Origin of the sequence: Microbacterium sp. MM2322 (genome assembly GCF_964186585.1) — a bacterium.
Lineage (GTDB): Bacteria > Actinomycetota > Actinomycetes > Actinomycetales > Microbacteriaceae > Microbacterium.
In genome coordinates, this window is sequence record NZ_OZ075067.1 from 468550 (window position 1) to 494187 (window position 25638).

Consider the following 25638-nt stretch of genomic DNA (forward strand, 5'->3'; position numbering starts at 1 on the left):
TGCCCGACTGTGACTGTGCACGTTCACGGAATCGCTGAGCAATGTGCTGTGAACGTGCACACAGAGAGTCGCACCGTGCCGCGCACAATGTCAACGACGGACGCGCGGCGTGCGCATACGTGCACGCGTCAGGCGGAGGCGCGCCAGACCACGGGGCAGTCGAGGACGCGCCCGCTCGTGCCGGGGGCTTCGCCGCGGAGCTGCCGCAGCACCGATTCGGCCGCTGCGCGCCCGAGCTCGCCGGCCGGCTGGTGGACGGTCGAGAGCGGGGGATCGCAGCGGAGGGCCCACGAGCTGTCGTCGAAACCGACGATGCCGACGTCGTCGGGCACGATCTTCCCGGCTGCCTGGAGGACGTCCATCGCTCCGGCGGCCACCGCATCGCTCGAGGCGAAGACGCCGTCGATGTCGGGCGCACGTTCGAGCAGTGCACGCATGCCCGCCTGGCCGTCGGAGTAGGAGTAGAGGGGGATGGGTTCGACGAGCTGCGGGTCGAAGCGGCTGCCGAGGGCGTCGACGAATCCCGCGAGACGGTCCGACCCCGAGTCCCGATCGAGAGCCGAGGCGATCATCCCGATGCGCTCGCGTCCCGTTCCGATCAGGCGATTCGTGATCTCGCGTGCCGCTCCGCGGTTGTCGATCGCGACATAGGCGGCGTCGCCGATGTCGCGGGGGTGGCCGACGAAGGCGGCGGGGAGGCCGAGATCGGCGACCGCGCGCGTGATGGGGTCTCCCACGCGGGCCGAGACGATGATGACGCCGTCGATCAGTCCGCCGCTCAGGTAGCGCGCGAGGCGTTCGATGTCGCGCGTGGTGTCGGCGATCATGAAGGACAGTTGGTAGTCGGCCTCCGACAGGGCGGCGTTCGCGCCCAGGAGGATCGACCCGATGTTCGGGTCCTCGACGAAGAGCGAGTGCGGCTCGTGGACGATGAGCCCGATGGCCTGCGAGCTCTGCATGACGAGGCTCCGGGCCGCACGGTTGGGGACGAACCCGACCTTCGCGATGGCGGCCTCGATGGCCGCGCGGGCCTCTTCCGAGACGTAGGGCTGGCCGTTCAGCACGCGGCTGACCGTGCCGCGCGAGACGCCGGCTTCGGTCGCCACGTCTTTCACCGTTGCGCGACGGCGTCGGCCGATGACATCCGTGCGGTCGCTGCTCACGCGTTCATCGTATGTGCACGCACACATGTGCTGCACACCATCTCTGCGGACTGCCGAGGCAAGTCGGATGCCGATGCGCCCCGTGATTCCGGGCCAGGACCGCGTGTGCGGGGGGTCGTATTGACATCCAGGATTCGCTCTGCCTACTCTGTACACGTTCACAGAGACTCAATGCGGAGGAACACCGCTCGATCCTGTGCACGTTCACAGGATTCAGAGGAGAACATGTCGGCCCCCGCCCGCCCCTTCGCGCACGACGGCATCGCGTTCGGTTGTGACTACAACCCCGAACAGTGGACGCCCGACGTCTGGGACGAGGACATCGCGCTCATGCGTGAGGCCGGCGTCGATCTGGTCGCCATCAACATCTTCGGCTGGGCTCACGTCCAGCCCCGCGCCGGTGAATACGACTTCGCCCGCCTGGACGACATCATCGCCCGGCTGCACACCGCCGGCATCCGGATCAACCTCGGTACCGGCACCGCTTCCACCCCCGCGTGGCTGACGACGGCGCACCCCGAGATCCTCCCCGTCGTCGAGGACGGCACCCGCCGCTACCCGGGTGGCCGCCAGGCCTGGTGCCCGAGCTCGCCCGTCTACCGCGAGGCGGCCCTCGCGCTCGTCGACGCCGTCGCCGCCCGCTACGGCGCGCACCCGGCTATCGCGCTCTGGCACGTGTCGAACGAACTGGGCTGCCACAACGCGCTCTGCCACTGCGACGAGAGCGCCACGTCGTTCCGCGAGTGGCTGCGCGCCCGCTATGGCTCGGTCGAGGCCGTCAACCGCGCGTGGGGCACGGCCTTCTGGAGCCAGACCTATTACGAGTGGGACGAGATCCTCACCCCGAAGGCGACGCTGTCCAGCCGCAACCCCGGGCAGGTCCTCGACTTCCACCGCTTCAGCAGCGACGCCCTCCTTTCGCACTACCGCGCGGAGGCCGAGGCCATCCGCGCCCACAGCGACATCGCGATCACGACGAACTTCATGGTGACCGCGCACATCGAGAACCTCGACTACTGGTCGTGGGCGGGCGAGATGGACATCGTCGCGAACGACCACTACCTCGACCACCGCCTCGGCGACCCCCGGTCCGAGCTGGCCTTCGCCGCAGACCTCTCCCGCGGTCTCGGCGACGGCGCGCCGTGGATCCTCATGGAGCACTCGACCGGCGCCGTCAACTGGCAGCCGCTCAACAAGGCCAAGGCTCCGGGCGAGATGATCCGCAACTCCCTCACGCACGTCGCCCGCGGCGCCGACGGCGTCTGCTTCTTCCAGTGGCGCGCGTCGGTGCAGGGCAGCGAGAAGTTCCACTCCGCGATGCTTCCCCACGCCGGGACGGACTCCGCCACGTGGCGTGAGGTCGTCGAGCTCGGCGGCATCGTCGATCGCCTGGCGGAGGTCGCCGGTTCCCGCGTCGTCGCCGACGTGGCCGTCCTCTTCTCGTGGGAGTCCTGGTGGGCGACCCAGAGCGAGACCCGCCCGAGCCAGTCTCTCGGCTATCTCGACCAAGTGCACGCCGCCTATGGCGCCCTCCACGCGAACGGCCTCACCGTCGACGTCGTGGCCCCCGGCGCCGACCTGTCGGCCTACCGCTTCGTCGTGGTCCCCGGCCTCCACCTGATGACCGAAGCGGATGCCGCGGTCCTCACCGCGTGGATCGCCGCCGGCGGCACCGCACTCATCACCTTCTCGACGGCGATCGTCGACGAGAACGACCGCATCTACACCGGCGGCTACGCCGGACCCCTCCGCGAGGCCATCGGCCTCCACATCGAGGAGTTCGCGCCCGTCGCGCCCGACGCCGCGCTCACCCTGAGCGACGGCTCGACTGCGCGCCTGTGGTCGGAGCGGTCCCGCACCACCACCGCCGAGGTCCAGGCATCCTTCACCGACGGTCCCGCCGCCGGGATGCCGGCGCTCACCCGCAACGCCTCGGGCGAGGGCGCGGCCTGGTACCTCGCTACTCTTCCCAGCGAAGCGGGCTACCGTGACCTCGTCGCGCGCCTCGCCGATGAGGCGGGAGTGGCTCCTGCTGCAGTCGTCGAGCCCGGCACGGGCGATCTCGAGATCGTCCGCCGCCGCGGTGAGCTCGCGTCCTATCTCTTCGTGATCAATCACGGCGAGACCGACGTCCACGTCGAATCCGACGGTGTGGACCTCGTGACCGGCACTGCCGTCGCCGGTCGCGCCACCGTGCCCGCCGGTGCGGTGCGCATCATCAGAGAGGAGGCGGCAGCATGACCGCCACAGAACTCCTCGTGACGCGATCGTCGGCGAAGTCGCCGCGCGCGAAGCGAATCCCGCGGGCCAAGACCCCGCACAAGGGGGCGATCGCGGTCTTCCTGGGACCGTTCGGCATCCTCTTCCTGCTCTTCTACCTGCTGCCCATCGGCTACGCCATCTGGCAGTCGCTGCTGGTCGTCCAGCGCGACGGGCTGTACGGCGAGCCGACCGAGGTGTTCGGCGGTCTGACCCAGTACATCCAGGTGTTCCAGAACGCGCCGTTCTGGGAGTCCGTCGGCCGCGTCCTGCTCTTCGGCGTCGTGCAGGTGCCCGTCATGCTCGGCCTCGCGCTGCTGTTCGCGCTGCTGCTCGACTCGCCCGCGCTCAAGGGCAAGAGGTTCTTCCGCCTCGCCTTCTTCGCGCCGTACGCCGTCCCCGGCGTCATCGCGGCGATCATGTGGGGCTTCCTTTACTCGCCCAACCTGTCGCCGTTCACCGATCTGACCCGCTCGGTCGACTTCCTCTCGCCCGAGATGATCCTCTGGTCGATCGCGAACGTCGTGACCTGGGTGTTCGTGGGCTACAACATGCTCATCATCTACTCGGCGCTCCTCGCGATCCCCGCCGAGGTGTACGAGGCCGCGCGTCTCGACGGCGCCGGCCAGATCCGCATCGCCTGGTCGATCAAGATCCCCATGGTGGCGCCCGCCATCATCCTCACCGCCGTGTTCTCGATCATCGGAACTCTGCAGCTGCTCGCCGAACCCCAGGTGTTCCGCTCCTTCAGCACCGCGGTGTCGTCCTCGTTCACGCCGAACATGACGATCTACGCAACCAGCGCGGTGCCGAACCCCTACCTCGCCGCGGCCTTCTCGGTCGTGCTGGCACTCGCCACCTGCGTCCTGTCGTTCGCGTTCTTGAAGCTCACCCAGCGGAAGGCCGAGCAATGAGCCTCCTCACCCGTACCAACGGCGCCTTGGCGACCGACCTGCCGAAGACGCGCGGGCCGCGCGAATCGATCCTCTCGCGGGGCGCGGCGCTGCTCATCATGGGCATCTTCACGCTCTACTTCCTCGTGCCGATCTGGTGGCTGTTCATCGCCTCCACGAAGGACCGCGGCCAGCTGCTGACCACCAACGCGCTGTGGTTCGCCGACTGGAACCTGTTCGCCAACATCGGCGACCTGGTCTCGTACAACAACGGCATCTACTTCCGCTGGCTCCTCAACAGCCTCGGCTACGCCGGACTCGGGGCGCTCCTGGCGACCGTGTTCGCAGGCATGGCCGGCTACGCGCTCGGCAAGTACCGCTTCCGCGGTCGTGAGGCGTTCTTCAATGTCGTGCTCGGTGGCGTCCTCGTCCCGGCGACCGCGCTGGCGCTCCCGCTGTTCCTGCTGTTCAGCCAGGTCAACCTGACGAACACGTTCTGGGCGGTCCTGCTCCCCAGCATCGTGAGCCCCTTCGGCGTCTACCTCGCTCGCATCTACGCGTCGTCGTCGGTTCCGGACGAGCTCATCGAGGCTGCCCGCCTCGACGGTTCGGGTGAGGTCCGCACGTTCTTCACGGTCTCGACGAGGCTCATGGCCCCGGCGCTCGTGACGATCTTCCTGTTCCAGTTCGTCTCGATCTGGAACAACTTCTTCCTGCCGCTGATCATGCTCCGCAGCCAGGATCTGTTCCCCGTCACCTACGGCCTCTACACGTGGAACACGCAGCTCAACCAGATCCCCGAGCTCCGCACCTACGTCCTGGTCGGCGCGTTCCTGTCGATCGTGCCGCTCATCATCGCTTTCCTCTTGCTTCAGCGCTTCTGGCGCAACGGACTCGGCACCGGTTCCGTGAAGTGAGCTCCCGCCGCGGGCGAACCCCTCGGCATCCCTGAAGTACCACCTGTCACCCGATCAAAGATCAGATTGGAAATCCCATGCAGCACACCAAGAAGGCAGTCGTCGCCGGCGTCGCACTGCTCACCGCCTTCGCTCTCGCCGGCTGCGCCGGCGGAAGCGGCGACACCAACGGCGGAGCCGCGGCAGACCCCGCCGCCTGCGCTCCCTCCGACGGCAAGGTGACCCTCGACTTCACGTCGTGGATCCCGGGCATCGAGGACGCCGCCAAGACCTGGAACGCCGAGAACCCCGACATCCAGGTCAAGGTCCAGACGGGCCCCAACGGCAACTCCGGCACCTACGCGAGCTTCTTCAGCCAGCTCGAGGCCGGCAACGCTCCCGACCTCGGTCAGATCGAGTACGACGCCCTGTCGAGCTTCCGCGTGCAGGACGGTCTCGAGGACCTCTCCGCGTGCAAGGACGTCGTCGCGGCGAAGGACAAGTTCATCCCGTGGACCTGGAACCAGGTCACCCTCGGATCCGACGGTGTCTACGGCATTCCGCAGGACTCGGGCCCCATGGCGCTGTTCTACCGCTCGGACCTCTTCAAGCAGAACAACATCGCCGTTCCGACGACGTGGGCCGAGTACAAGGAAGCAGCCAAGGAAGTCCGCAAGACCGGTGGCTACATCACCAACTTCTCGACTGCTGACATCAACCAGTTCGCCGGGCTCGTCTGGCAGACCGGTGGCGACTGGTTCTCCAACGACGGCAAGGCCTGGAAGGTCAACCTGACCGGCGACGAGTCCAAGACCGTCGCGGACTACTGGCAGGACCTGATCGACGAGGACCTCGTCTCCACCTACCCGGCTTGGACCGAGGAGTGGAACAACGCCTACAACTCGGGCAAGGTCTGGAGCTGGAACTCCGCCGTCTGGGGTGCCAACTCCATCTCGTCCGGTGCTCCGGACACCGCCGGCAAGTGGTCGGTCGCGCCGTCCCCGCAGTGGAAGGCCGGCGACAAGGCCTCCGGCAACTGGGGCGGTTCCTCGGTCGCCGTCTTCAAGGGAACCAAGCACCCCTACGAGGCTGCGAAGTTCGCGCTGTGGCTGAACACCTCCCCCGAGGCGCTCACCGCTCTGAACAAGTCGGCGAACATCTACCCCGCCACCACGGAGGGACTCAAGCTCGAGTCGCTCCAGCAGGGTGTGGACTTCTACGGCGGACAGAAGATCTACGACGTCTTCGCTGAGGCCGCTGCCCAGGTCAACCCCGACTTCGTGTGGGGCCCGACCATGACGCAGACCTACGCCGACGTGTCCGACGGCTTCCAGAAGGCCGCCAGCGGCCAGGGAACGCTGCTCGAGGCGCTGCAGGCCGCGCAGACCAAGACGGTCGACGCTCTCAAGGCGCAGTCCATCCCCGTCTCCGAGTGACCGCTCACCACTGAATCACTGACACCACGCATCCGCGCCGCGGGTCGGGCCTTCGGGCTCCGATCCGCGGCGCGGTCGTCGGTGGGGGTGTCACCCCTGGCGTGAGGCCTGCTTGACCTTCTCGTAGGCGGCGAGGGCGTTCTGCCGGGTCGCCTTCAGATCGACCATCGGCATCGGGGGCTGGCCGTCGGCATCCCGGTACTCGGGGGCCCACCGTCCGATGTACTCCCGGTTCTTGTCGAACTTGTCCGCCTGGAGCTCGGGGTTGAAGACGCGGAAGTACGGCGCCGCATCCGCCCCCGAGCCGGCGACCCACTGCCAGTTGAACGTGTTGCTCGCCCCGTCGGCATCGACGAGGCAGTCCCAGAACCATTCCTCGCCGCGGCGCCAGTCGATCATCAGGTTCTTGATGAGGAAGGATGCCGTGATCATGCGCACGCGGTTGTGCATGTAGCCGGTCTCCCAGAGCTCCCGCATCCCGGCGTCCACCATCGCGTAGCCCGTCCGCCCCTGCTGCCACGCGGCCAGGGCCGAGGGTTTCAGCCGGGGCCACGGGAAGGCGTCGAACTCCGGACGGAGGTTCTTCGTCGCGAGGTCGGGGAAGTGGTACAGCGTGTGCCACGCGAACTCGCGCCAGCCGATCTCGGAGAGGAACCGCGACGCTCCGGGGGTGTCGACTGCTGCATGCCACACCGTGTACGGGCTCAGCTCGCCCCAGCGCAGCCGGGGCGAGAGCATCGAGGTCGCGCCCGCCGCCGGGCGGTCGCGGGCATCGTCATAGTGACCGAGGTCCTCGTCGAGGAACTCGCGCAGGCGCCGCTGAGCGGCCGGCTCGCCCGGTTCCCACGTGTCGCGCAGGCCCTGCGCCCAGTCGGGTTCGGTGGGCAGGAGCGCCCAGTCGTCGAGATCGTCCGACGCCGGGTACGTCGCCGGGCCGGGCACCTCCCGCGGCTCGGGAAGCGGAGCGCGGGGTGCGGGCTGGGCGAGGCAGGCGCGCCAGAACGGGCTGTAGACCGAGAAGTGCTTGCCGGTGCCGGTCGTGATCGTCCACGGCTCGAAGAGGAGGGATGCCGCGAACGACGCGACCTCGACGTCACCCTCACGGAGGCTCGCCTTCAGTCGGGCGTCGATCTCGCGCTCCGGCCCGCCGTACCGGCGGTTCCAGAAGACCGCCCCAGCCCCGGCATCCGTCACGACCTCGCGGACGACCCGGTCGGCCGGACCCTGCCGGAGGATCAGTCGCGAACCGCGCTCGGCGAGGCGCTCGGCAAGGGAAGCGAGCGAGTGGTGCAGCCACCAGCGGGCAGCGCCGCCGAGCGGACGGATGCCGTCCGACACCTCGTCGAGGACATACAGCCCGATGACGGGTTCGCCGCGGTCCAGTGCGGCGCGGAGCGCGAGGTGATCGGCGAGACGGAGGTCGTCGCGGAACCAGACGATCGAGGGGGACGGCATCCCCTCATACTCGCAATCGGCGCGTCAGGATGCCGCCCCTTGCAATCCGGCGCGGAATGGCCCAGCGGGGCGCCTCAGACGGTGTCGACGGCGTGCCCGCGGGGGATCGCGAGGGTGAGCCCACCGGCGACGACGCGGACCGCGATCCGGGTGGCTTCGCCGAACTCGTCCCCGTCGAGCTGCACGGGGTGCGCCTCTTCGGCCGCCAGGTCGATGCCTTTGCCGCGCGTGTACCGGACCGAGTTGTCGGCGGTGCGCAGGGCGAGGATCTTCCGGCCGGTGCGGAACTTGCGGAGCACGCTGTTGTCCCAGGCCAGGCGGCGCCAGACGAGCAACCAGCCGAATGCCGACCGCGGCTGCAGGATCGCGACGTCGAGTTCGCCGTCGGTGATGGATGCCTCGGGGATCAGTTCGAGCCCCGCCTGCAGCGACCCGCAGTTGGCGAACAGGACGCTCTGCACGTTGGCGCGGTGGATGCGATGCCCCGGCACCTGGTAGACCACGGGGAAGGGCTTCGCCTGCGCGATCGAGCGCGCGGCGCCGTCGACGTACGCGACCCAGCCGACCTTCTTCTTCAGGTCGCTGTTGGTGTTGGCGATCATGGCGGCGTCGAGACCCATCCCGCCCATCACGACGAACGCGTGCTCGGCGGTATCGCCGTCGGGCCGGCGCAACGTCGCGAGGCCCACGTCGATGGCGACGGTGTCGCCGTCGAAGGTGGCGGCGATCATGGCGGCCGGGTCGGTGAGGGGGAGTCGGAGGTTGCGGGCGAGCAGGTTGCCGGTGCCGCTCGGGACGATCGTCAGGGGAACGGGTGAGCCGGTCATCGCCTCGCTGACGGCACGGACGGTGCCGTCGCCGCCTGCGACGAGCACGGCGTTCACCCCTTCGGCGAGTGCCTGGCGGGCGACGTCGTCGCCGAGATCGTCGACCGTCGTCTCGTAGAAGAGGGGCTCGGACCAGCCGGCATCCTTCGCCATCTGCGCGACCTGCTCGCGCAGCTGGTCGCCGTCGACCTTGATGGGGTTGTAGACGAGGGCGGCCTTGGGACTGGGGCGGCCGTCCTCGTCGGTCATCGGCTCGGGCGACCCGCTCCGGTCGACGCGGCGGGCTTCGCCGGTCTCGCCGTCCTCGGTGTCCGGGGCGACGTCCTCCGGTTCGCGGATGACGCCGTCGGGCTCGGCGGCCGTCGCAGGGTCGTGCGCGTCGTCGGAGCGGTGCGTCGTGCCGGGGTCGGTCGCCATGGGTTCAGGATAGGGCCAGGCATCCGTCCTTCCGGGACCCCTTGCGCTCGCGCGTTCCCCGCACCAGGGCGGGGGCCGCGGGGCCCGCGACTAGACTCGTCGGGTGATCGATCTCGCCCTTCTCCGTGACGCCCCTGACCTCGTGAAGCGCTCGCAGGAAGCCCGCGGCGAGTCGCCCGACACCGTCGACGACGCCCTCGCCGCCGACAAGGAGCGTCGCGCGGCGATCACCGCCTTCGAAGAGCTCCGTGCTGCGCAGAACGCGCACGGCAAGCGCGTCGCGAAGGCGCCGAAGGAGGAGAAGGCCGCCCTCGTCGCCGAGGCGAAGGACCTCAGCGAGCGGGTGAAGGCCGCGCAGCAGGCCGTGACGGTGGCTGAGGATGCCGCATCCGCCGCGCTCGCCCGCATCGAGAACATCGTCATCGACGGCGTGCCCGCCGGTGGTGAGGACGACTTCGTCACCCTGCGGACGCACGGCGAGCCCGTCGCGTTCGACTTCGAGCCCCGCGACCATCTCGCGCTCGGCGAGATGCTCGGCGCGATCGACATGGAGCGCGGCGCGAAGGTCTCCGGCGCGCGCTTCACCTTCCTCACGGGCATCGGCGCGCGGCTCGAGCTGGCGCTCATGAACCTCGGCCTGCAGCGGGCGCTCGAGGCCGGCTTCATCCCGATGATCCCGCCGACTCTCGTGCGCGCCGAGGTCATGCGCGGCACGGGCTTCCTCGGCCAGCACGCCGACGAGGTCTACCGCCTCGACGACGACGACCTCTACCTCGTCGGCACGAGCGAGGTGCCCCTCGCCGGGTACCACATGGACGAGATCCTCGACCTCGAGCCCGGCGCGAAGCGCTACGCCGGCTGGTCGACCTGCTACCGCCGCGAGGCTGGGTCGTACGGCAAGGACACCCGCGGCATCATCCGCCTGCACCAGTTCAACAAGCTCGAGATGTTCGTCTACACGACGCCCGAAGATGCCGAGGCCGAGCACCTCCGCCTCGTCGAGATGCAGGAGCGGATGCTGCAGGATCTTGGACTCTCGTACCGCGTGATCGACGTGGCTGCAGGCGATCTCGGCTCGTCGGCGGCGCGCAAGTACGACGTCGAGGCCTGGGTTCCGACGCAGGGCGCGTACCGCGAGCTCACGTCGACCTCGAACTGCACGACCTACCAGGCGCGTCGCCTCGACATCCGCTACCGGCCCGAGGGTGGCCGGACGGCTCCCGTCGCGACCCTGAACGGCACGCTCGCGACCACCCGGTGGATCGTCGCGCTGCTCGAAACGCACCAGCGCGAAGACGGCTCGGTCGTCATCCCCGAGGTGCTCCGCCCCTACCTGGGCGGCCTCGAGGTGGCGGAGCCGATCGCGTGAGCATCTCCCCGGATGACGCCGCCGAGGTCGTCGAGGAGATCGTGACGGATGCCGCCGAGCCTCCGCGCGAGCGCCTGCTCATCGCGCTCGACGTCGACGGCACGATCCTCCTCGAGGACGAGACGTACAGTCCCGGCGTGGTCGAGGCGGTCGCCGACGCCCAGCGCGCGGGCCACGAGGTCATGCTCGCGACGGGGCGGTCGTGGGAGAGCACCCGCCACATCCTCGAGCAGCTCGCGCTCAACCCCGAGTACGTCGTCTGCTCCAACGGCGCCGTCATCCTCAAACGCACCGGTTCGGGGGAGTCGCCGACGTACGAGCGGTTCCACACCGAGCAGTTCGACGCGACAGAGGTCCTGACCCTCCTCCGCGACCACCTCCCGTCGGCGCGGTACATGGTCGAACTTCCGAGCGGGCGCCGCCTGTTCACGCACCACATGGACGACTGGAGTCTTTCGCAGGCCGACCGTGTCGCTTTCGAAGAGCTGTCGGCGCACCCGGTCTCCCGCGTCGTCGTGGTCTCGGAGGAGAACACGGATGAGGACTTCGTCGACCTCGTCTCCCGCATCGGCCTCAACAAGGTCTCGTACGCCGTCGGCTGGTCGGCGTGGCTCGACATCGCCCCGCAGGGCGTCGACAAGGCGACGGGCCTCGAGCTCGTCCGCACCTGGCTCGACATCGCGGCGGAGAGCGTCGTAGTCATCGGCGACGGACGGAACGACATCGGCATGTTCCGGTGGGCACGCGCCCACGGCGGACGGGCGATCGCCATGGCCCAGGGTCCCGACGAGGTGCGTTCCGAGGCGTCGGAGCTGACGGCATCCGTCACCGAGGGTGGCGTGACGGCGGTGCTGAAAGCCCTCTGACCTGGTCGTTCAGGGCGCATACAGGCGTTCCGGCGAGAATGGACGGGTTATGGGGTCGGCTAGACTCGGCCTGTTCGACCGGTGCCACTCGGCGCGGTCGGGAGGGTTGTCCGAGCGGCCGAAGGATCCGGTCTTGAAAACCGGTGGGCAGCAATGTCCCGTGGGTTCGAATCCCACACCCTCCGCACTGTCCGAAAGGTGATCCGTGAGCGCTAGGCACAACGCGAAGGCGACGAAGTTCCGCCGCCAACCCGTGGCCCGTCACGGAGAGCTGACGTCTCCGCATCCGATTCGGCAGGTCTTCACGATCCTCGCCGCGATCGTCGCCGTCGTCCTCGTCAGCACGACGGCGATCGGTGGCTTCTACGTGTGGGATGCCGCGCGCAGCCTCGACGAGAATGGTGTCGCCATCGGCGGCGAAGAGACTCAGCTGCCGCCGCACATCGGTGAGATCGAGGGCGGCGTCAACATGCTCGTCGTCGGCACCGACTCGTGCGAGGGTCAGGACCTGAAGCTCTTCCCGCGTTGCGCCCATGACGACGGGGGAGAGCGCAACGACGTCACGATGCTCGTGCACATCAGCGATGCGCCCCGCCGTGTGACCGTCGTCTCGTTCCCGCGCGACATGATCGTGCCGATCCCGTCGTGCAAGAACCCCGACGGCGGTTCGTATCCCGCGATGAGCGCGCAGATGATCAACGTCTCGTACAGCTACGGCGGACTCGGCTGCTCGGTCGCGACCGTCGAGGGGCTGACAGGCGTCGACATCCAGTTCGCCGCCGCCATCCGGTGGACGGGCGTCATCAACATGTCCGACGCGATCGGCGGTGTCGACGTGTGTCTGAGCGACGACATCAAGGACTCGCACACCGGCCTCGACCTGAAGAAGGGCGAGCAGACGCTCGTCGGCGCGCAGGCGCTGCAGTTCCTCCGCATCCGTCACGGCATCGGCGACGGGTCGGACCTCGGGCGCATCTCGAACCAGCAGCAGTTCATGAGCTCGCTCGTGCGCAAGCTGCAGTCGGGTGAGGTCCTCTCGAACTACCCGGCGCTGCTGAACCTCGCCAACACCGCCATCCGTCAGGTGAACGAGAAGCAGCTGGTCCTCAGCGAATCGCTCACGAGCCCGCAGCGGATGGTCCAGATCGCGATGGCCGTCGCCGACGTGCCCTACAAGGACATCGTCTTCGTTCAGTACCCGACCGTCTACGCGCCGGGTGGGTCCCGTGTCCTCCCGGTCTCGTCTGCGGCCGACGTCCTCTTCACGGCGCTGTCCGAGAACAAGCCGATCCGGGTGACCGGTGAGGCCAGCGGCGGCAACGGTGTCACGGTCGTCGGCGAAGCCGGGTCCGAGGGTGGACCGACTCCGACGGCTACGCCGGGCGCCACCGGTCAGCCCACCCAGGGTGCCGGCGACGGCACGGTCGACCTGCCGAGCCAGATCACCGGACAGTCGGCCAACGAGGTCACCTGCACCGTCGCGCAGCGCTGACCGACGGTTCGGCAGCGGGTCGAGGAACGGTTATGCTTGCGGGGTGCATTCGCGCCGTTCGCGGTCGGATGCCTGGAGACGTCGCATAGTCAGGCCTAGTGCACCACCCTGCTAAGGTGGAGTCCTCGCAAGGGGACCGAGGGTTCAAATCCCTCCGTCTCCGCCACGAAAGAAGCCCCGGTCATCCGGGGCTTCTGTGTTTTCGGCGGACGTCGTGACCGACCAGGTCAGAGAGTCGCGGCGTGGTCGTCGAGGTCGGGCTCGGGCGTGATCCGCAGCCCGCCGGGCGAGTTCGCCGTCGACATGAGGGCTTCGATCCAGGCCGGGTTCAGCGCTCCGATCGCGCGGGAGTGGTAGCGGATGTCCCAGCTCGTCGACACTCCGACCCAGCGCGAGACGCGCCCGCTCCCGAGGCTCGGTTCAACCGTCCACGTGAGGATGAACGGTTCGCGGCGTCGGAGCTTGGTCACCATCACGACCTCGAGGTGAGCGAGAACACGATCATCGAGCGTGACCGACTCGGTGCCGAAGGCCAGACGTCCCATTCCACAAAGCTTACGGTGTAAGCGGGCGGTTGAGCGCAGGAAGGGGCAGTATCGGAGTGGAGGCTCCCATGAGCGCACAGCCCGATCGATCGACACCGAGGTTGAGTCGCGCCGCGATCATCGACACAGCACTGGAGCTCGTCGATCGCAAGGGGCCGGCCGGGCTGTCCATGCGCACCCTGGGCAACGAGCTGGGCGTCGAGGCGATGTCCCTCTACCGCCACGTGCACGGCAAAGAGGACCTCCTCGAAGGCGTCGTCGACGTGCTGACCGCTGAGCTGGTCAGCGTCATGGAGCGCGAGGCCGAGGAGCACTGGCAGACGTTCCTCCAGAACGTCGCCCACGCCGTCCGAGAGATCGCCGTCACGCACCCCCGCGCCTTCCCGCTCGTCGCGAGCCGGCATCCCGCCGCCCCGTGGTTGCGGCCACCGCTGCGGAGCATCGAAGCCGTCGACGTCTTCCTGCGCGTGCTCCTCGCGCAGGGCTTCACGGACGAGCAGGCCGTGCGCGCCTATCGGGGTTTCAGCAGTTTCCTCCTCGGCCAATTGCTCCTCGAAGCGGCCGTCCACGGCGCCGACGTCGGCGGAGCGGAGGCGACCCCGGACCCCTCCGGACCGTCGGGCGAGGACGGATCCGGACACTCGCCCTTGGACGATGCGCCGCAGGTGCGTCGGCTTCGACCGCTGCTCAGCGAGGATCACAGCAAGGAAGAGTTCGAGACCGCGCTCGAGATCCTCCTCGACCGTCTCGAGGTCGAGCTCACGCCCTAGACGGTCGAGCACCCCGCATCCGCCCCGGCTCCGGTCGCAGCTGAGCGCGCCCCGTCGATCGCGCGCGATTACCACGATCCACGACGGGATTTCGACCGCCTGGGGGCGCGAACGTCAAGCGGCGTAATGCCCGGTCACGGAGCGTCTCGCAACTCGTCGTCGCGGTCGCGTCGCGTTAGGAATGTCGCAGTCACAGCGAATATCCACGCCGACGCACCACGAGGAGACCACCCCATGTCCGACACGAACCAGCCCCCGCAGAGCGACCTCCGCGCCGCCGTCGCGGGAGACAAGAAGCGCACCCGCATCGGTCTTGCGATCGCAATCGCCGTCGTCGCGGTCGCCGCGATCGTCGGCGGAGTCGCCCTCGCACTCCCGGCGCTCCGGCCCGCCGACGCCGCCGCGGCCGGCGGTGATGCCCCGGCCAAGCCGATCAGCGTCAAGATCGCGGTCTCCGAGGACAGCCCGTTCCAGGATGCGGTCAAGGAGGTCGCCGCCGAGAAGGGCCTGAACATCGAGTGGGTCAACGTCCAGGACTGGGTCCTGCCGAACACGGAGCTCGCCGCCGGCACGGTCGACGCCAACGCCTTCCAGCACATCCTGTACCTGAGCGCCTTCAACACCGAGAACGGCGCAGATCTCACTCCCGTCTTCTCGACGATCATCACGCAGTGGGGGATCTTCTCCGCGACCGCGAAGTCCCTCGACGACATCGCAGACGGCGCGAAGATCGCCATCCCCGACGACCCCTCCAACGGAGGCCGAGCCCTGAACATCCTCGAGGCCGCCGGCCTCATCACCCTCTCGGCCGACAAGGGCGACTTCCCCGCCGTCGAGGACATCACGGCGAACCCGAAGAAGCTCCAGTTCACCGAGATCCCCGCGAAGTCCATCGCGCAGCAGTTCACCGACCCGAGCCTGGCCGCGGTCGTCGTGGGCACGTCGTACTTCGACCCGAGCCAGAACATCGGCTCCGACGATGCGCTCTTCCTCGACAAGGCGCTCTCCGAGCAGAACCTGCCCTACGTGAACGTCATCGCCACCCGTGAGGACAACAAGGACAACCCCGCGTGGAAGATCCTCAAGGAGGTCTACGCCGACAAGCGCGTCGCGGCGGCCAACGAGAAGGAGAACCAGGGCTCCGTGGTGCTCGTCGACGTCCCGGTCGAGCAGCTCCGGACGAAGCTCGCCGACCTCGAGAAGCAGGCCGCGAAGAACTGACGGCCGCCGCTCGCGACCGCACCCGGCTGAGATGAGGAACCCATGAGCACCGCCATCGCCTTCGAGAACGTCTCCAAGTCCTTCACGTCGAAGGGACGCAGGGTCAACGCCCTCCGCGATGTCAGCCTGACCGTCGAGAAGGGGGAGATCTTCGGGATCGTCGGCTTCTCGGGCGCCGGCAAGTCGACCCTGCTGCGCACGGTCAACGCGCTCGAGCGGCCGACCAGCGGCCGGGTCGTCGTCGACGGTCGCGAGATCTCGGCCCTGCAGGGACGCGCGCTGTACGCTGCGCGGCAGCGCATCGGCATGGTGTTCCAGCAGTTCAACCTGCTCGAGTCGCGGAACGTCTACAAGAACATCGCCTACCCCCTGCGGCTTGCGGGCCTGTCCGAGGCGGAGACCCTCGATCGCGTCGAGGAGCTGCTGCGGTTCGTCGGTCTCACCGACAAGGCCCTCGCGTATCCGTCGCAGCTCTCGGGTGGACAGAAGCAACGCGTCGGCATCGCCCGTGCGCTGGCCACCCGGCCCGACGTCCTCATCTCGGACGAGGCGACGAGCGCACTCGATCCGCAGACGACCGGCGAGGTCCTGGCCCTCCTCCGACGGGTGAACCAGGAGTACGGCGTCACCATCCTGCTCGTGACCCACGAGATCGATGTGGTTCGCGAGCTCGCCGACAAAGTCGCCGTGATGGAGAACGGTGAGGTCGTCGAACAGGGGAGCATCTACGACGTCTTCTCCTCGCCGCAGCATCCCACCACCCGACGATTCGTGTCGTCGGTGCTGCACCACATCCCGTCCGCGGAGGCGCTCGCGAAGATCCGCGCCGTCCATCGCGGCCGCCTCGTCCAACTGCACGTCGAGGACCGCGACACCAACCACCCGTTCCTCTCGCAGGTCGCCCGCGAGCACGACGTCGACGTCAACGTCGTCTTCGGCGGCGTCGACGAACTGCAGGGCCGACTGTTCGGCAGTCTGACGGTGGAGCTCCTCGGAACGGATGCGGCAGTGGATGCCGCCATCGCGGGTCTCCGCGAGACGACAACGGTCTCGGAGCTGCCGGCCACGGACGCCCGGACGAGCGAGAAGGAGGTCGTCCATGCGTGACTTCGACCCGAATGCGTTCTTCCCCCGCTTCTGGATCGCGGTCGGCGAGACCGGACTCATGGTGGTCGTCGCCTTCGCGGGCGCCGCCGTCATCGGTGTGCTGCTCGGGCTGTTGCTCTACGCGAGCCGCCCCGGCAACCTCCTCCAGAACCGAGCGGTCTTCTCGGTGCTGAACCTCATCATCAACGTGGTCCGCCCGATCCCGTTCCTGATCGTGGCGATCGCCCTCATCCCGCTCACGAGGTACCTCTTCGGCACGGGTCTCGGCCCCCTGCCGCAGACGATCCCGCTCATCATCGTCGCGTGCGTCGCCATCGCCCGTGTCTCGGAATCCAACCTCGTCGCGGTGAACCCCGGCTCGATCGAGGCGGGCGCGGCCATGGGCGCGAGTCCCGCGCGGGTGCTGTTCACGATCGTCGTGCCCGAGGCCCTCGGCCCGCTCACCCTGGGACTGACCTACATCCTGGTCGCGCTCGTCGACGCGACCGCGGTCGCGGGAGTCCTCGGCGGCGGCGGGCTCGGGTCGCTCGCGATGAACTACGGCTATCAGCGGTTCGACTGGATCTCAGTCGGCATCGTCGTCCTCGCCCTCATCGTTCTCGTGCAGCTCGCCCAGTTCCTCGGCAACGCCGTGGCGCGGAAGGTGATGCACCGGTGACCTCCGCATTCGACGAGTTCGTGACGCGCGTCGGTCCCGAGGCGCCGGAGCGCGAGCGGGAGCGGCGGTTGCTTACGGGCGAGCTCGCCGAGCTCCGCGCGATCGGCTTCGGCACCTGGCGAGTGCCGGCGGAGTTCGGCGGGTCGCCGGTCACGCTCGAGGAGCAGTTCGCCCGCCTCATCCGTCTCTCTGCTGCGGATGCCAGCCTCGGTCACGTCTGGCGAGGTCACCTCGCGTTCGTGGAGTCTCTCCGGCTGCAATCGGCGGATGCCGCGCGCCCCTGGTTCGAGCGGATCCTCGCCGGCGACTTCGTCGGCAACGCGCAGTCCGAGCGTCACGCGACCGCGCACCTCGAGACCCGCATCGACCGGACCAGCGGTCGCCCGCTGCTGTCGGGGACGAAGTACTACACGACGGGCAGCATCTACGCGGACTGGATCCACCTCGCCGCCCTCGACGGCGACGAGCGCGTGAGCGTCACCGTCTCGGCCCACCACGCCGGGGTCCGCTCGACCGACGACTGGGACGGCTTCGGTCAGCTCCTCACCGGCAGCGGCACGACCGTGTTCGACCGCGCGCCCGTGGAGCCCGACGGCATCCTTCCCTCGTCGACTCAGGATGCCGCGGCCCGCGGAGCCCATCTCGGTTCGGTGCTGCAGCTCGCCCTGATCGCGGTGATCGCGGGCATCGCGCAGCGCGCGCTCGACGACACGATCGCCTTCGTCACGCCTCGCCGCCGGACGTTCGGCTTCGCGGGCGAGACGCTGCCGCGCGAGGACCCCCTCGTTCAGTTGGTCGTCGGCGAGCTCAGTATCGCGGCGGCAACGACCCGCCGGCTCGTGCTGTCGGTCGCGGCCGACCTGGGCGCGGCATCCGATCACGGCGCGAGTGCGGAGGAGTTCCGTGAGATCCAGTTCGAGGTTTTCCGGTTGCAGGAGCTCGTTCCGCGCCTCGTCCTCGACGCGACGACGCGGCTCTTCGAGGTCGGCGGCGCCTCCGCCGTCGGCAAGGGCCTCGCGCTCGACCGGCACTGGCGGAACGTCCGCACGATCGCCTCGCACAACCCCGTGATCCAGCGGACGCGAGCACTCGGCCAGTTCGCGCTCACGGGCACACTGCCGGAGTGGTCGGCGCCGGCTGCGGAGGAGACCCTCACACCCCGATACGCCAGAGTCGGGCAGGCATGACCCGGGTGACGGATGCCGTGGCTCGCTTCGCCGCCGTGTTCGACGAGGTGGGGCGGGATGCGGTCGCCCGAGAGCTCGACCGCCGGCTGCCGCACGCGGAGGTCGCCGCGCTCCGCGACGCCGGCTTCACGCGGGTGACGGTGCCGGAGGAGTTCGGGGGCGGCGGCGAGCCGCCTTCGGTATTGTTCGCCCTGCTCGCCGAGCTCGGCCGCCGCGATCCGAACCTCGCCCAGCTGCTCCGCTCCCACTTCTCCTTCGTCGACCGCACGGTCCTCGCCGCGCCCTCCCCAGAACGGACCCGCAGGCTCGAGCTGATCGCCGGTGGCGCGATCGTCGGCAACGCGACGCACGAGCGTTCGAGCGCGAAAGTGGGTTCGCTGTCGACGACGATCACCTCGTCGACCGACGGGCTCCGCCTCGACGGCACGAAGTTCTACAGCACCGGCACCCTCTTCGCCGATCTGGTCTCGGTCGCCGCGCAGGACGAGGACGGTGCTCTCGTGGCGGCGCTCGTCCCCACCGCGGCATCCGGTGTCGACCTCGTCGACGACTGGAGCGGGTTCGGTCAACGCCTCACCGGCAGCGGGACGACGGTCTTCCGCTCCGTCCGCGTCGACGAGGATGCCGTGTCCCGCCGCGTCGTCGGCGGGCCCTCGCACGGTGGCGCGTTCGTGCAGCTCGTCCTCCTCGCCGCGGTCGCCGGGATCGGACGCGCGATCGTCGACGACGCGGTCGCGTTCGTGCAGAAGCGGACCCGCACCTACAGTCACGCCTCGGCGGCGACGGCTCGGGAGGATCCGCTCGTGCAGGAGACGATCGGGCGACTCTCGGGGCTGTCCTTCGCGGCGGACTCCGCCCTGACGGCGGCAGCGGCCGGTCTCGACGACTCGGTCGCGGCGCAGCTCGCCGGAGTCGGGGGCGACGACCTGCGCGAGATCATCGCCCCGATCGAAGCGGCGACAGCCCGGGCTCAGCTCGTCGTGCTGCCCTCGGTGTTGGAGGCGGCGACGCTCCTGTTCGAGGTGGGCGGTGCCAGTGCCGTCGACACCGGGCTCGCACTGGATCGACACTGGCGCAATGCCCGAACCCTGGCATCCCACAACCCCGTCGCCTTCAAGGCGCGGGCGATCGGCGACCTGCTGCTCAACGACACCCCGGTCCCCGGCTGGTGGAGCACCGGCGAGGCGTGAACCAATACCCCCCCAGAAAGGCACGGCATGGTCGAGCGCAAGAAGCTCATCCTGAATCTGTTCGAGATGAACACGGTCAGCCACATCACCCATGGGTTGTGGTCGCTGCCGGGCAACAACCGGCACCGCGTCAACGACATCTCCTACTGGATCGAGCTTGCGCAGATCCTCGAGAACGGCGGGTTCGACGGGGTGTTCCTGGCCGACGTCGTCGGGGCGTACGACGTGTTCCGAGGCGGGCCAGAGACGGCGATCCGCGAGGGGCTGCAGATCCCCTCGAATGACCCGCTCCTCGTCATCCCCGCGATGGCGGCGGTGACTGAGCGGCTGGGCTTCGGCGTCACCTTCTCGACGAGCTACGAGCCTCCGTTCGCGTTCGCCCGTCGGATGTCGACCCTCGACCACCTGACGCGCGGACGGGTCGGATGGAACATCGTGACGTCGTACCTGCCCAACGCCGCGCGGAACTTCGGCCTCGCGGACGAAATCCCGAAGGAACGCCGATACGCGATCGCCGACGAGTTCCTCGACGTCGTCTACAAACTCTGGGAGGGGTCGTGGGACGACGGCGCGGTCATCGCGGATGCCGCGACCAAGACCTACACCGACCCCTCGAAGGTCCGCTACATCGACCATGTCGGCGAGAACTTCCGGGTCGCCGGCCCCCACCTGAGCGAGCCCTCGCCGCAGCGGACGCCCGTGCTGTACCAGGCGACCGGATCGCCCGCGGGGATCGAGTTCGCCGGGCGTCATGCGGAACTCGTCTTCACGGGCGGGCGCTCGACGGCCGACTTCATCCGCAACGTCGCGCAGATGCGTGAGGCGGCCGAGCGGCACGGCCGCGGGCGTGAGGACCTGCGGTTCATCGTTCAGGCCGGCGTCGTCGTCGGCCGCACCGAGGAGGAAGCCGCCGACAAGTGGCGCACCTACCGCGAGAACACGAGCGTCGACGGCATCCTCGCCCACGCCGGATTCCCGTTCGACCCGACCGCCTTCCCGCGCGAGACTCTCGTCCGCGACGCGCTCGCCCAGGCCGGAGTCTCGGACGACGCGGTGCCGTTCGCGGCCCCGGACTCGACGATCGGCGACCTGCTCGCCAGCGTCGCGACCGGACGCGAGGGCAGGTTCTTCGTCGCAGGCACCCCCGCCGTCGTCGCCGACGAGATCGAACGGTGGCTCGACGAGGACGGCATCGACGGCATCAACCTGCGGCAGTACCACTCCTTCGACACCGCCCGCGACTTCGCGGAGCTCGTCGTTCCCGAGCTCCGCAGGCGCGGACGCCTCCTCGACGGCGGTCCCACGCTGCGCGAGCGCCTCTTCGAACGCGGACCGCGGCTGCCCGAGAACCACATCGCCGCCCGGTACCGCGGCGGCGCGAACTTGGACGTGCCGGTCGCACCGCTGTTCGGCTGAGCGGGGACGGGACCCACAGCGGAAACTTCGTCAGCGGGTGCATCCACCGAGCCGTCTCGGCCGGAATGAACCTGTAGCGCCCGACATCCGCCGGACGCCACTCTTCTCATCGAAGGAGCAACGTGATGAACAAGAAGCTCGGAATCGCCCTCGCCACCGTGGTCGCGGGTGCACTCGCGCTGACAGCCTCCCCGGCTTCAGCCCACCAGGCGACGAAGCCGGCTGGCTCGATCGTCGATGTCGCCGTCGCCGCGTCTGGCGGCGGTACTCCGGACAAGAACGGGTCGGACTACGACATCCTCGTTCAGGCCCTCGTGGCAACCGGCCTCGACAAGACGCTGGACGACCCGAAGTCGACGTTCACTGTCTTCGCGCCCAACGATCGCGCCTTCGAACGCCTGGTGACCGATCTGACCGGCACGGCGCCGGTCTCCGAGGCGGCAGCGCTCACGGCCATCACCTCGACGTTCACGGCCGACCAGATCAGCGACATCCTGCTATACCACGTGGTCGCGGGCAAGAAGCTGTCGCCGCTCAAGGTGCTCTTCTCCCACGAGATCACCATGGCCAACGGTGGCACCATCGAGCCGCGCGGCCTCACCCTTCGCGACGAGACGCCGGAGCTGAAGAACCCGAAGCTCGTCCTGCGCGCCATCAACATCCCCGCGTCGAACGGCGTCATCCACACGATCGACCGGGTGCTCGTCCCGGGCTCCTGATCGTCCTCGAACGGCCCGTCACCGGTGGGGATTCACCGGTGACGGGCCGTTCGGCCGTTCGGGATGCCCCGGCTCAGGGCGCGAGCAGTCGGCGCAGCCAGCGGACTCGGGCCTCGCGGGCGTCGCGCGACAGCGGCGCGTCGGGAACCAGCGCGTCGAACGCGTGTGCTCCGCCCGGCCAGACGTGAAGCTCCGCCTCGCCGCCGGCGGCCCAGATGCGCCGGGCGTAGTCGACGTCCTCATCGCGGAACGTCTCGGCCGACCCCACCTCGAGAAAGGTCGCCGGCAGGCCGCTCAGATCGTCCGCGAGAGCAGGAGACGCATAGGGCGGCACGGTGGCTCGGTCGAGCGCTCCGAGGTACGCCGCCCAGCCCGTCGCGTTCGCTCGGCGGTCCCAGGCGCCGACGCCCTCCATCTGCCGAGCGGATGCCGAGTCGTTGCGGTGATCGAGCATGGGGTAGACCAGCATCTGGCCGATCGCCGCGGGTCCGTCCTCGTCCCGCGCGCGCAGCACGGCGCCGGCGGCCAACCCCCCGCCGGCGCTCACGCCGTGGACGATGACGCGTGCGGGGTCGAGGCCGAAGGCGGCACCCTCGCGAACGATCCACTCCCACCCGGCATACACGTCGTCGAGCGGGGCGGGGTAGGGCTGCTCAGGGGCGAGTCGGTAGTCCACCGAGACGATCGCGCACCCGAGATCGAGCGCCAGCCCCCCCAGCTCGGGCAGCACGTCGTAGGCGCTCCCGACGACCATGCCGCCGCCGTGCACGTGGAACAGCACGGGGTGCGGGCCCGAGACTCCGTGCGGGGTGAGCACCACGAGACGCACGCGGGTGCCGTCCGCCGACACGGTGCCGACCTCGCGGTCGTCGAACTTCCCGCCGAGCGTGTATGCCTCGCGGGAGGGCGCGACGGCGCCGGCGCGGAGGGCCGGGATGTCGCTCGCCGCGAGCCCGGTCACGACGTCGTCGCGCTCCGCGAGCGCTCGCCGGACGTCGGGATCGAACGGGGGATGGGGGTGCCGGGTGTCGCTCTCGATGGGGCTCCGTTGCTCCATGCTGTCCTCTCCACGCGCCAAAAAGCGCGTGCTAAATCGCGTTAGCTCAGAGAGTAGCGGATGCCGCGAACCAGATCCCGCTCACGCCTCGAGGGTGCGCACCGAGCCGCGGCTGCGGAGCGGCATCGTGATCCGTTCGACGGATGCCGGGGCGTCGGGCGACGAGGTCAGCAGCATCTCGACGGCGCGCAGCCCCAACTCGAAGTGGGGGATCGCGAAGGTCGTGAGGCCCGGGTGAACCCAGCTTGCGAGCTGGTGGTCGTCGAACGAGACGATCGAGAAGTCGTCGGGCACGGTCAGCCCGGCTTCGGAGATCGCCTGGTACGCACCGAAGGCGATGCGGTCGTTGAACGCGATGATCGCCCCCGAGCGGACTCCCGAGGCGATGAGGTCCGCGGTCGCTTTCCACCCGTCCGTGGGGAGCCAGATGCTCAGCATCCGGCCGGATGCGGGGGAGACCCCGGCGTCGGCGAGCTCGTCCAGGATCCCGGTCAATCGTTCCCGCCCGGCGACCGTGCCGCGGGGAACCTCGGTGAGCGAGGGACCCGCCCCGATGAGGTGGATGTCGCGGTGCCCGCGATCGAGGAGAAGCCGGGCCGCGCGACGCCCGGCATCCAATTCGTCCGGCAGGATCGCGTGCGCGTTCTTCGCCGGCCCCTCGGGCAGCGTGTTGAGGAGCACCACGTTCCGATGGACGAGTGCGGCCGGAACCGGCCGCTCGCGCGTGAACATCGACGCCATGATGACGCCGTCGACCTGGCGGTCGAGCATCGCGTCGATGAGGCGCTCGCGCTCGGACTCGTCGCCCTCGTACTCGCCGATGAAGAGCATGTGGCCGTGACGTCGGGCGCCTTCGAGCGCGCCTTTGATCATGTCGCCGGCGAGCTGCGAGGTGGCGACGGAATCGGAGATGAACCCGAGCGTCCGACTCGTCCCGCTCCGAAGGCCGGCCGAGATCATGTTGGGGCGATACCCGAGTTCGGCGGCGACGAGTCGCACGCGTTCCTGGGAGGCTTCGGCGATGCGCATCTCGTCGCCCCGGCCCGACAGCACGAGCGACGCCGTCGTCCGCGACATTCCCGAGGCGCGCGCGACATCGGCGAGCGTCACCCGATTCCCCGTCACGGCGGCCTCCTGTCTCCGGCGATCCTAACGGGGTCGACAGCTCGGGCACGGCGCTCGCTGAAATGCGTGCGCGACACGCCTCGGAACCATTGACAGAGCGCCGCCCGATGGCGCATCATGACCTTGCTAACGCGATTTAGCACCGAGGCTCGTCTGGGCCTCCCTCCCGAACACCGTGGTTTTCCGAAAGGAGACAGTGATGTCTCGATTCACACAGCACCCCCTCCGTCCGCTGATTCTCGCCGGGGTTCTGACCTCGCTCGCCGTGGGCGTGACCGCCTGCGCCCCTCCCGGTGGAACAAGCCCTGCACCGCAGGGATCCTCCACCTCCGACTTCGGCGCCGAGGGTCCCACCTGCGGCGACGAGGACGTCGTCCTCAGCGGCTACTTCGAGACCGGCTTCCCGCTGCCGAAGGACCTCACCGACGAGTTCACGAAGCAGTACCCGAACGTGACCTTCGACATCCGCGAGGACCAGTTCGCCGTCATCACGCAGAACGCGCCGCGCGTGCTGCAGGACTCGCCGCCGGACCTCATGCGCCTGCCGCAGATGTCCGAGCTGGCCACCGACGGTCTGCTCCTCGACCTCGACCCGTACGCCGAGGCCTTCGGATGGACCAAGTGGCCCGAATCGCAGCTCCAGCAGCTGCGGGTCGACGAGAACGGTCGTCGCGGCAGCGGCCCGCTCTACGCGCTCGGCCTCAACTACTCGATGACCGGCGTCTTCTACAACAAGAGCCTGGCCGAGAAGATCGGCATGACCGAGGCCCCGAAGACCCTCGACGAGTTCGACGCCGCGCTGAAGGCTGCGAAGGATGCCGGGATCACGCCGATCACGCAGTTCAACGGCGGCGCGACCGGCGGTCTCGCCTTCCCGCTGCAGGCGCTCATGGCGTCGTACGCCGACCCGGCCAAGATCAACGACTGGATCTTCCAGCAGCCCGGCGCCACGATCGACACCCCGGAGAACCTCGAGGCGGCACAGCACCTCAAGAAGTGGATCGACGAGGGCTTCTTCGCCGACGACATCAACTCGCTCGACTACGCGCAGATGATGAGCCGCTTCATCGGCGGCGACTCGCTGTTCATGTTCGACGGCGACTGGGAGTCGGGAAACCTCGACACCCAGATGCCCGGCGAGGCCGGCTTCTTCCTCATGCCCCCGCGTGAAGAGGGTGGTCAGATCGGTGCGATGTCCGCTCCGCTGACCTATGGGGTCGCGGCCACGGCCAAGCACCCTGACTGCGCCGCGTTCTTCCTGAACTGGACGGCGACCAACGAGAAGGCGCGCACCATCGGCGTCGAGGTCGGCGGCTCGCACCCGATGGGCCCGGCCGACGCGTTCATGCCTCCCGTCAAGGAAGGCTCGACCACGGCGGCGACGCTCGCCGCCGGCGCTCAGCTCTCCGAGGCGAACGGCGCGATGGACTTCATCGCCAACGCGACGGGCGCGATCTACGCCCAGAGCTGGACGCCCAACCTGCAGAAGCTCGTCGCCGGCGAGCAGACCCCCGAGGGCCTGCTGTCCTCGGTGCAGGCCGACTACGAAAGCCAAATCGGGAACTGAGTG

General features: G+C 69.0%; 22 protein-coding genes and 2 tRNA genes. 18 read left to right on the forward strand and 6 right to left on the reverse strand.

The window, feature by feature from the left end; translation table 11 throughout:
- Nucleotides 1-128: 128 nt before the first annotated feature.
- Nucleotides 129-1163, reverse strand: coding sequence for a LacI family DNA-binding transcriptional regulator (locus tag ABQ271_RS02250; protein ID WP_349309928.1), 1035 nt, complete (start codon nt 1161-1163; stop codon nt 129-131).
- 225 nt (nt 1164-1388) lie between these two features.
- Between ABQ271_RS02250 and ABQ271_RS02255 the strand changes: the two genes are divergently transcribed.
- The 4 genes from ABQ271_RS02255 to ABQ271_RS02270 all read left to right on the forward strand — a co-directional run bounded on the left by ABQ271_RS02255 (nt 1389) and on the right by ABQ271_RS02270 (nt 6647).
- Entirely contained in the window at nt 1389-3404 is a 2016-nt protein-coding gene (locus ABQ271_RS02255; RefSeq protein WP_349309929.1) for a beta-galactosidase, read from the forward strand.
- Nucleotides 3401-4336, forward strand: coding sequence for a sugar ABC transporter permease (locus ABQ271_RS02260; protein WP_349309930.1), 936 nt, complete (start codon nt 3401-3403; stop codon nt 4334-4336). The genes ABQ271_RS02255 and ABQ271_RS02260 overlap by 4 nt, the downstream gene beginning before the upstream one ends.
- Nucleotides 4333-5232 (forward strand): carbohydrate ABC transporter permease, encoded by a 900-nt coding sequence (locus ABQ271_RS02265; protein WP_036310460.1) that lies wholly within the window; start codon nt 4333-4335, stop codon nt 5230-5232. The genes ABQ271_RS02260 and ABQ271_RS02265 overlap by 4 nt, the downstream gene beginning before the upstream one ends.
- A 77-nt stretch (nt 5233-5309) precedes the next feature.
- Nucleotides 5310-6647: an extracellular solute-binding protein gene (locus tag ABQ271_RS02270; RefSeq protein WP_349309931.1), complete on the forward strand. Its 1338-nt coding sequence runs from the start codon at nt 5310-5312 to the stop codon at nt 6645-6647.
- 90 nt (nt 6648-6737) lie between these two features.
- Here the strand turns inward: ABQ271_RS02270 and ABQ271_RS02275 are convergent, their stop codons facing one another.
- Both ABQ271_RS02275 and ABQ271_RS02280 read right to left on the reverse strand, forming a co-directional pair.
- The gene (locus ABQ271_RS02275) at nt 6738-8102 is read right to left on the reverse strand and encodes a deoxyribodipyrimidine photo-lyase (RefSeq protein ID WP_349309932.1); all 1365 of its coding nucleotides are present in this window, start codon (nt 8100-8102) and stop codon (nt 6738-6740) included.
- Nucleotides 8103-8176: 74 nt separating this feature from the next.
- Nucleotides 8177-9346: a diacylglycerol kinase family protein gene (locus ABQ271_RS02280; protein ID WP_349309933.1), complete on the reverse strand. Its 1170-nt coding sequence runs from the start codon at nt 9344-9346 to the stop codon at nt 8177-8179.
- A 103-nt stretch (nt 9347-9449) separates the two neighbouring features.
- On the opposite strand from ABQ271_RS02280, the gene serS reads away from it, so the two are divergent.
- The 5 genes from serS to ABQ271_RS02305 all read left to right on the forward strand — a co-directional run bounded on the left by serS (nt 9450) and on the right by ABQ271_RS02305 (nt 13239).
- Nucleotides 9450-10715, forward strand: a complete 1266-nt coding sequence (serS, locus tag ABQ271_RS02285) for a serine--tRNA ligase (protein ID WP_349309934.1) — start codon at nt 9450-9452, stop codon at nt 10713-10715.
- Nucleotides 10712-11581, forward strand: coding sequence for an HAD-IIB family hydrolase (locus tag ABQ271_RS02290; RefSeq protein ID WP_349309935.1), 870 nt, complete (start codon nt 10712-10714; stop codon nt 11579-11581). The genes serS and ABQ271_RS02290 overlap by 4 nt, the downstream gene beginning before the upstream one ends.
- 100 nt (nt 11582-11681) lie before the next feature.
- Nucleotides 11682-11766 (forward strand) — tRNA-Ser (locus ABQ271_RS02295).
- A gap of 20 nt (nt 11767-11786) precedes the next feature.
- Nucleotides 11787-13073, forward strand: coding sequence for an LCP family protein (locus ABQ271_RS02300; protein WP_349309936.1), 1287 nt, complete (start codon nt 11787-11789; stop codon nt 13071-13073).
- Nucleotides 13074-13147: 74 nt separating this feature from the next.
- A tRNA-Ser gene (locus ABQ271_RS02305) sits at nt 13148-13239 on the forward strand.
- 61 nt (nt 13240-13300) lie between these two features.
- Here the strand turns inward: ABQ271_RS02305 and ABQ271_RS02310 are convergent.
- Nucleotides 13301-13618, reverse strand: a complete 318-nt coding sequence (locus ABQ271_RS02310; protein ID WP_349309937.1) for a hypothetical protein — start codon at nt 13616-13618, stop codon at nt 13301-13303.
- A 68-nt stretch (nt 13619-13686) separates the two neighbouring features.
- Between ABQ271_RS02310 and ABQ271_RS02315 the strand changes: the two genes are divergently transcribed.
- From ABQ271_RS02315 to ABQ271_RS02350, 8 genes are all read left to right on the forward strand, one after another.
- Nucleotides 13687-14388, forward strand: coding sequence for a TetR/AcrR family transcriptional regulator C-terminal domain-containing protein (locus ABQ271_RS02315; RefSeq protein WP_349309938.1), 702 nt, complete (start codon nt 13687-13689; stop codon nt 14386-14388).
- 234 nt (nt 14389-14622) lie between these two features.
- A complete protein-coding gene (locus ABQ271_RS02320; protein WP_349309939.1) occupies nt 14623-15609 on the forward strand; it encodes a MetQ/NlpA family ABC transporter substrate-binding protein in 987 nt (328 codons plus the stop codon).
- 42 nt (nt 15610-15651) lie between these two features.
- Nucleotides 15652-16716 carry an ATP-binding cassette domain-containing protein gene (locus ABQ271_RS02325; protein ID WP_349309940.1) on the forward strand — a complete coding sequence of 355 codons (1065 nt, stop codon included), beginning with the start codon at nt 15652-15654 and terminating at the stop codon, nt 16714-16716.
- Complete coding sequence (locus ABQ271_RS02330; RefSeq protein WP_349309941.1) at nt 16709-17374, forward strand: ABC transporter permease subunit; 666 nt, start codon at nt 16709-16711, stop codon at nt 17372-17374. Before ABQ271_RS02325 ends, ABQ271_RS02330 begins: the two co-directional genes overlap by 8 nt.
- The gene (locus ABQ271_RS02335) at nt 17371-18561 is read left to right on the forward strand and encodes a hypothetical protein (protein ID WP_349309942.1); all 1191 of its coding nucleotides are present in this window, start codon (nt 17371-17373) and stop codon (nt 18559-18561) included. Before ABQ271_RS02330 ends, ABQ271_RS02335 begins: the two co-directional genes overlap by 4 nt.
- Nucleotides 18558-19751: an acyl-CoA dehydrogenase family protein gene (locus ABQ271_RS02340; protein ID WP_349309943.1), complete on the forward strand. Its 1194-nt coding sequence runs from the start codon at nt 18558-18560 to the stop codon at nt 19749-19751. Before ABQ271_RS02335 ends, ABQ271_RS02340 begins: the two co-directional genes overlap by 4 nt.
- 27 nt (nt 19752-19778) lie before the next feature.
- On the forward strand, nt 19779-21167 hold the full coding sequence (locus ABQ271_RS02345; RefSeq protein WP_349309944.1) for an NtaA/DmoA family FMN-dependent monooxygenase: 1389 nt from the start codon (nt 19779-19781) through the stop codon (nt 21165-21167).
- A 125-nt stretch (nt 21168-21292) separates the two neighbouring features.
- Complete coding sequence (locus ABQ271_RS02350; protein ID WP_349309945.1) at nt 21293-21886, forward strand: fasciclin domain-containing protein; 594 nt, start codon at nt 21293-21295, stop codon at nt 21884-21886.
- Nucleotides 21887-21959: 73 nt separating this feature from the next.
- Here ABQ271_RS02350 and ABQ271_RS02355 read toward each other — a convergent pair whose 3' ends face one another.
- Entirely contained in the window at nt 21960-22943 is a 984-nt protein-coding gene (locus ABQ271_RS02355) for an alpha/beta hydrolase (RefSeq protein WP_349309946.1), read from the reverse strand.
- An 81-nt stretch (nt 22944-23024) separates the two neighbouring features.
- Nucleotides 23025-24053, reverse strand: coding sequence for a LacI family DNA-binding transcriptional regulator (locus ABQ271_RS02360; RefSeq protein ID WP_349310929.1), 1029 nt, complete (start codon nt 24051-24053; stop codon nt 23025-23027).
- A gap of 214 nt (nt 24054-24267) precedes the next feature.
- Between ABQ271_RS02360 and ABQ271_RS02365 the strand changes: the two genes are divergently transcribed.
- On the forward strand, nt 24268-25635 hold the full coding sequence (locus ABQ271_RS02365) for an extracellular solute-binding protein (protein WP_349309947.1): 1368 nt from the start codon (nt 24268-24270) through the stop codon (nt 25633-25635).
- The last annotated feature ends 3 nt before the right edge of the window (nt 25636-25638 follow it).

Excerpts from the sequence above, each read along its gene's own strand:
- ABQ271_RS02255 (WP_349309929.1), top strand. The coding sequence starts at position 1,389 with ATGTCGGCCCCCGCCCGCCCCTTCGCGCACGACGGCATCGCGTTCGGT.
- ABQ271_RS02260 (WP_349309930.1), top strand. The coding sequence starts at position 3,401 with ATGACCGCCACAGAACTCCTCGTGACGCGATCGTCGGCGAAGTCGCCG.
- ABQ271_RS02265 (WP_036310460.1), top strand. The coding sequence starts at position 4,333 with ATGAGCCTCCTCACCCGTACCAACGGCGCCTTGGCGACCGACCTGCCG.
- ABQ271_RS02270 (WP_349309931.1), top strand. The coding sequence starts at position 5,310 with ATGCAGCACACCAAGAAGGCAGTCGTCGCCGGCGTCGCACTGCTCACC.
- ABQ271_RS02275 (WP_349309932.1), bottom strand. The coding sequence starts at position 8,102 with ATGCCGTCCCCCTCGATCGTCTGGTTCCGCGACGACCTCCGTCTCGCC.
- ABQ271_RS02280 (WP_349309933.1), bottom strand. The coding sequence starts at position 9,346 with ATGGCGACCGACCCCGGCACGACGCACCGCTCCGACGACGCGCACGAC.
- ABQ271_RS02310 (WP_349309937.1), bottom strand. The coding sequence starts at position 13,618 with ATGGGACGTCTGGCCTTCGGCACCGAGTCGGTCACGCTCGATGATCGT.
- ABQ271_RS02315 (WP_349309938.1), top strand. The coding sequence starts at position 13,687 with ATGAGCGCACAGCCCGATCGATCGACACCGAGGTTGAGTCGCGCCGCG.
- ABQ271_RS02320 (WP_349309939.1), top strand. The coding sequence starts at position 14,623 with ATGTCCGACACGAACCAGCCCCCGCAGAGCGACCTCCGCGCCGCCGTC.
- ABQ271_RS02325 (WP_349309940.1), top strand. The coding sequence starts at position 15,652 with ATGAGCACCGCCATCGCCTTCGAGAACGTCTCCAAGTCCTTCACGTCG.
- ABQ271_RS02330 (WP_349309941.1), top strand. The coding sequence starts at position 16,709 with ATGCGTGACTTCGACCCGAATGCGTTCTTCCCCCGCTTCTGGATCGCG.
- ABQ271_RS02340 (WP_349309943.1), top strand. The coding sequence starts at position 18,558 with ATGACCCGGGTGACGGATGCCGTGGCTCGCTTCGCCGCCGTGTTCGAC.
- ABQ271_RS02345 (WP_349309944.1), top strand. The coding sequence starts at position 19,779 with ATGGTCGAGCGCAAGAAGCTCATCCTGAATCTGTTCGAGATGAACACG.
- ABQ271_RS02350 (WP_349309945.1), top strand. The coding sequence starts at position 21,293 with ATGAACAAGAAGCTCGGAATCGCCCTCGCCACCGTGGTCGCGGGTGCA.
- ABQ271_RS02355 (WP_349309946.1), bottom strand. The coding sequence starts at position 22,943 with ATGGAGCAACGGAGCCCCATCGAGAGCGACACCCGGCACCCCCATCCC.
- ABQ271_RS02365 (WP_349309947.1), top strand. The coding sequence starts at position 24,268 with ATGTCTCGATTCACACAGCACCCCCTCCGTCCGCTGATTCTCGCCGGG.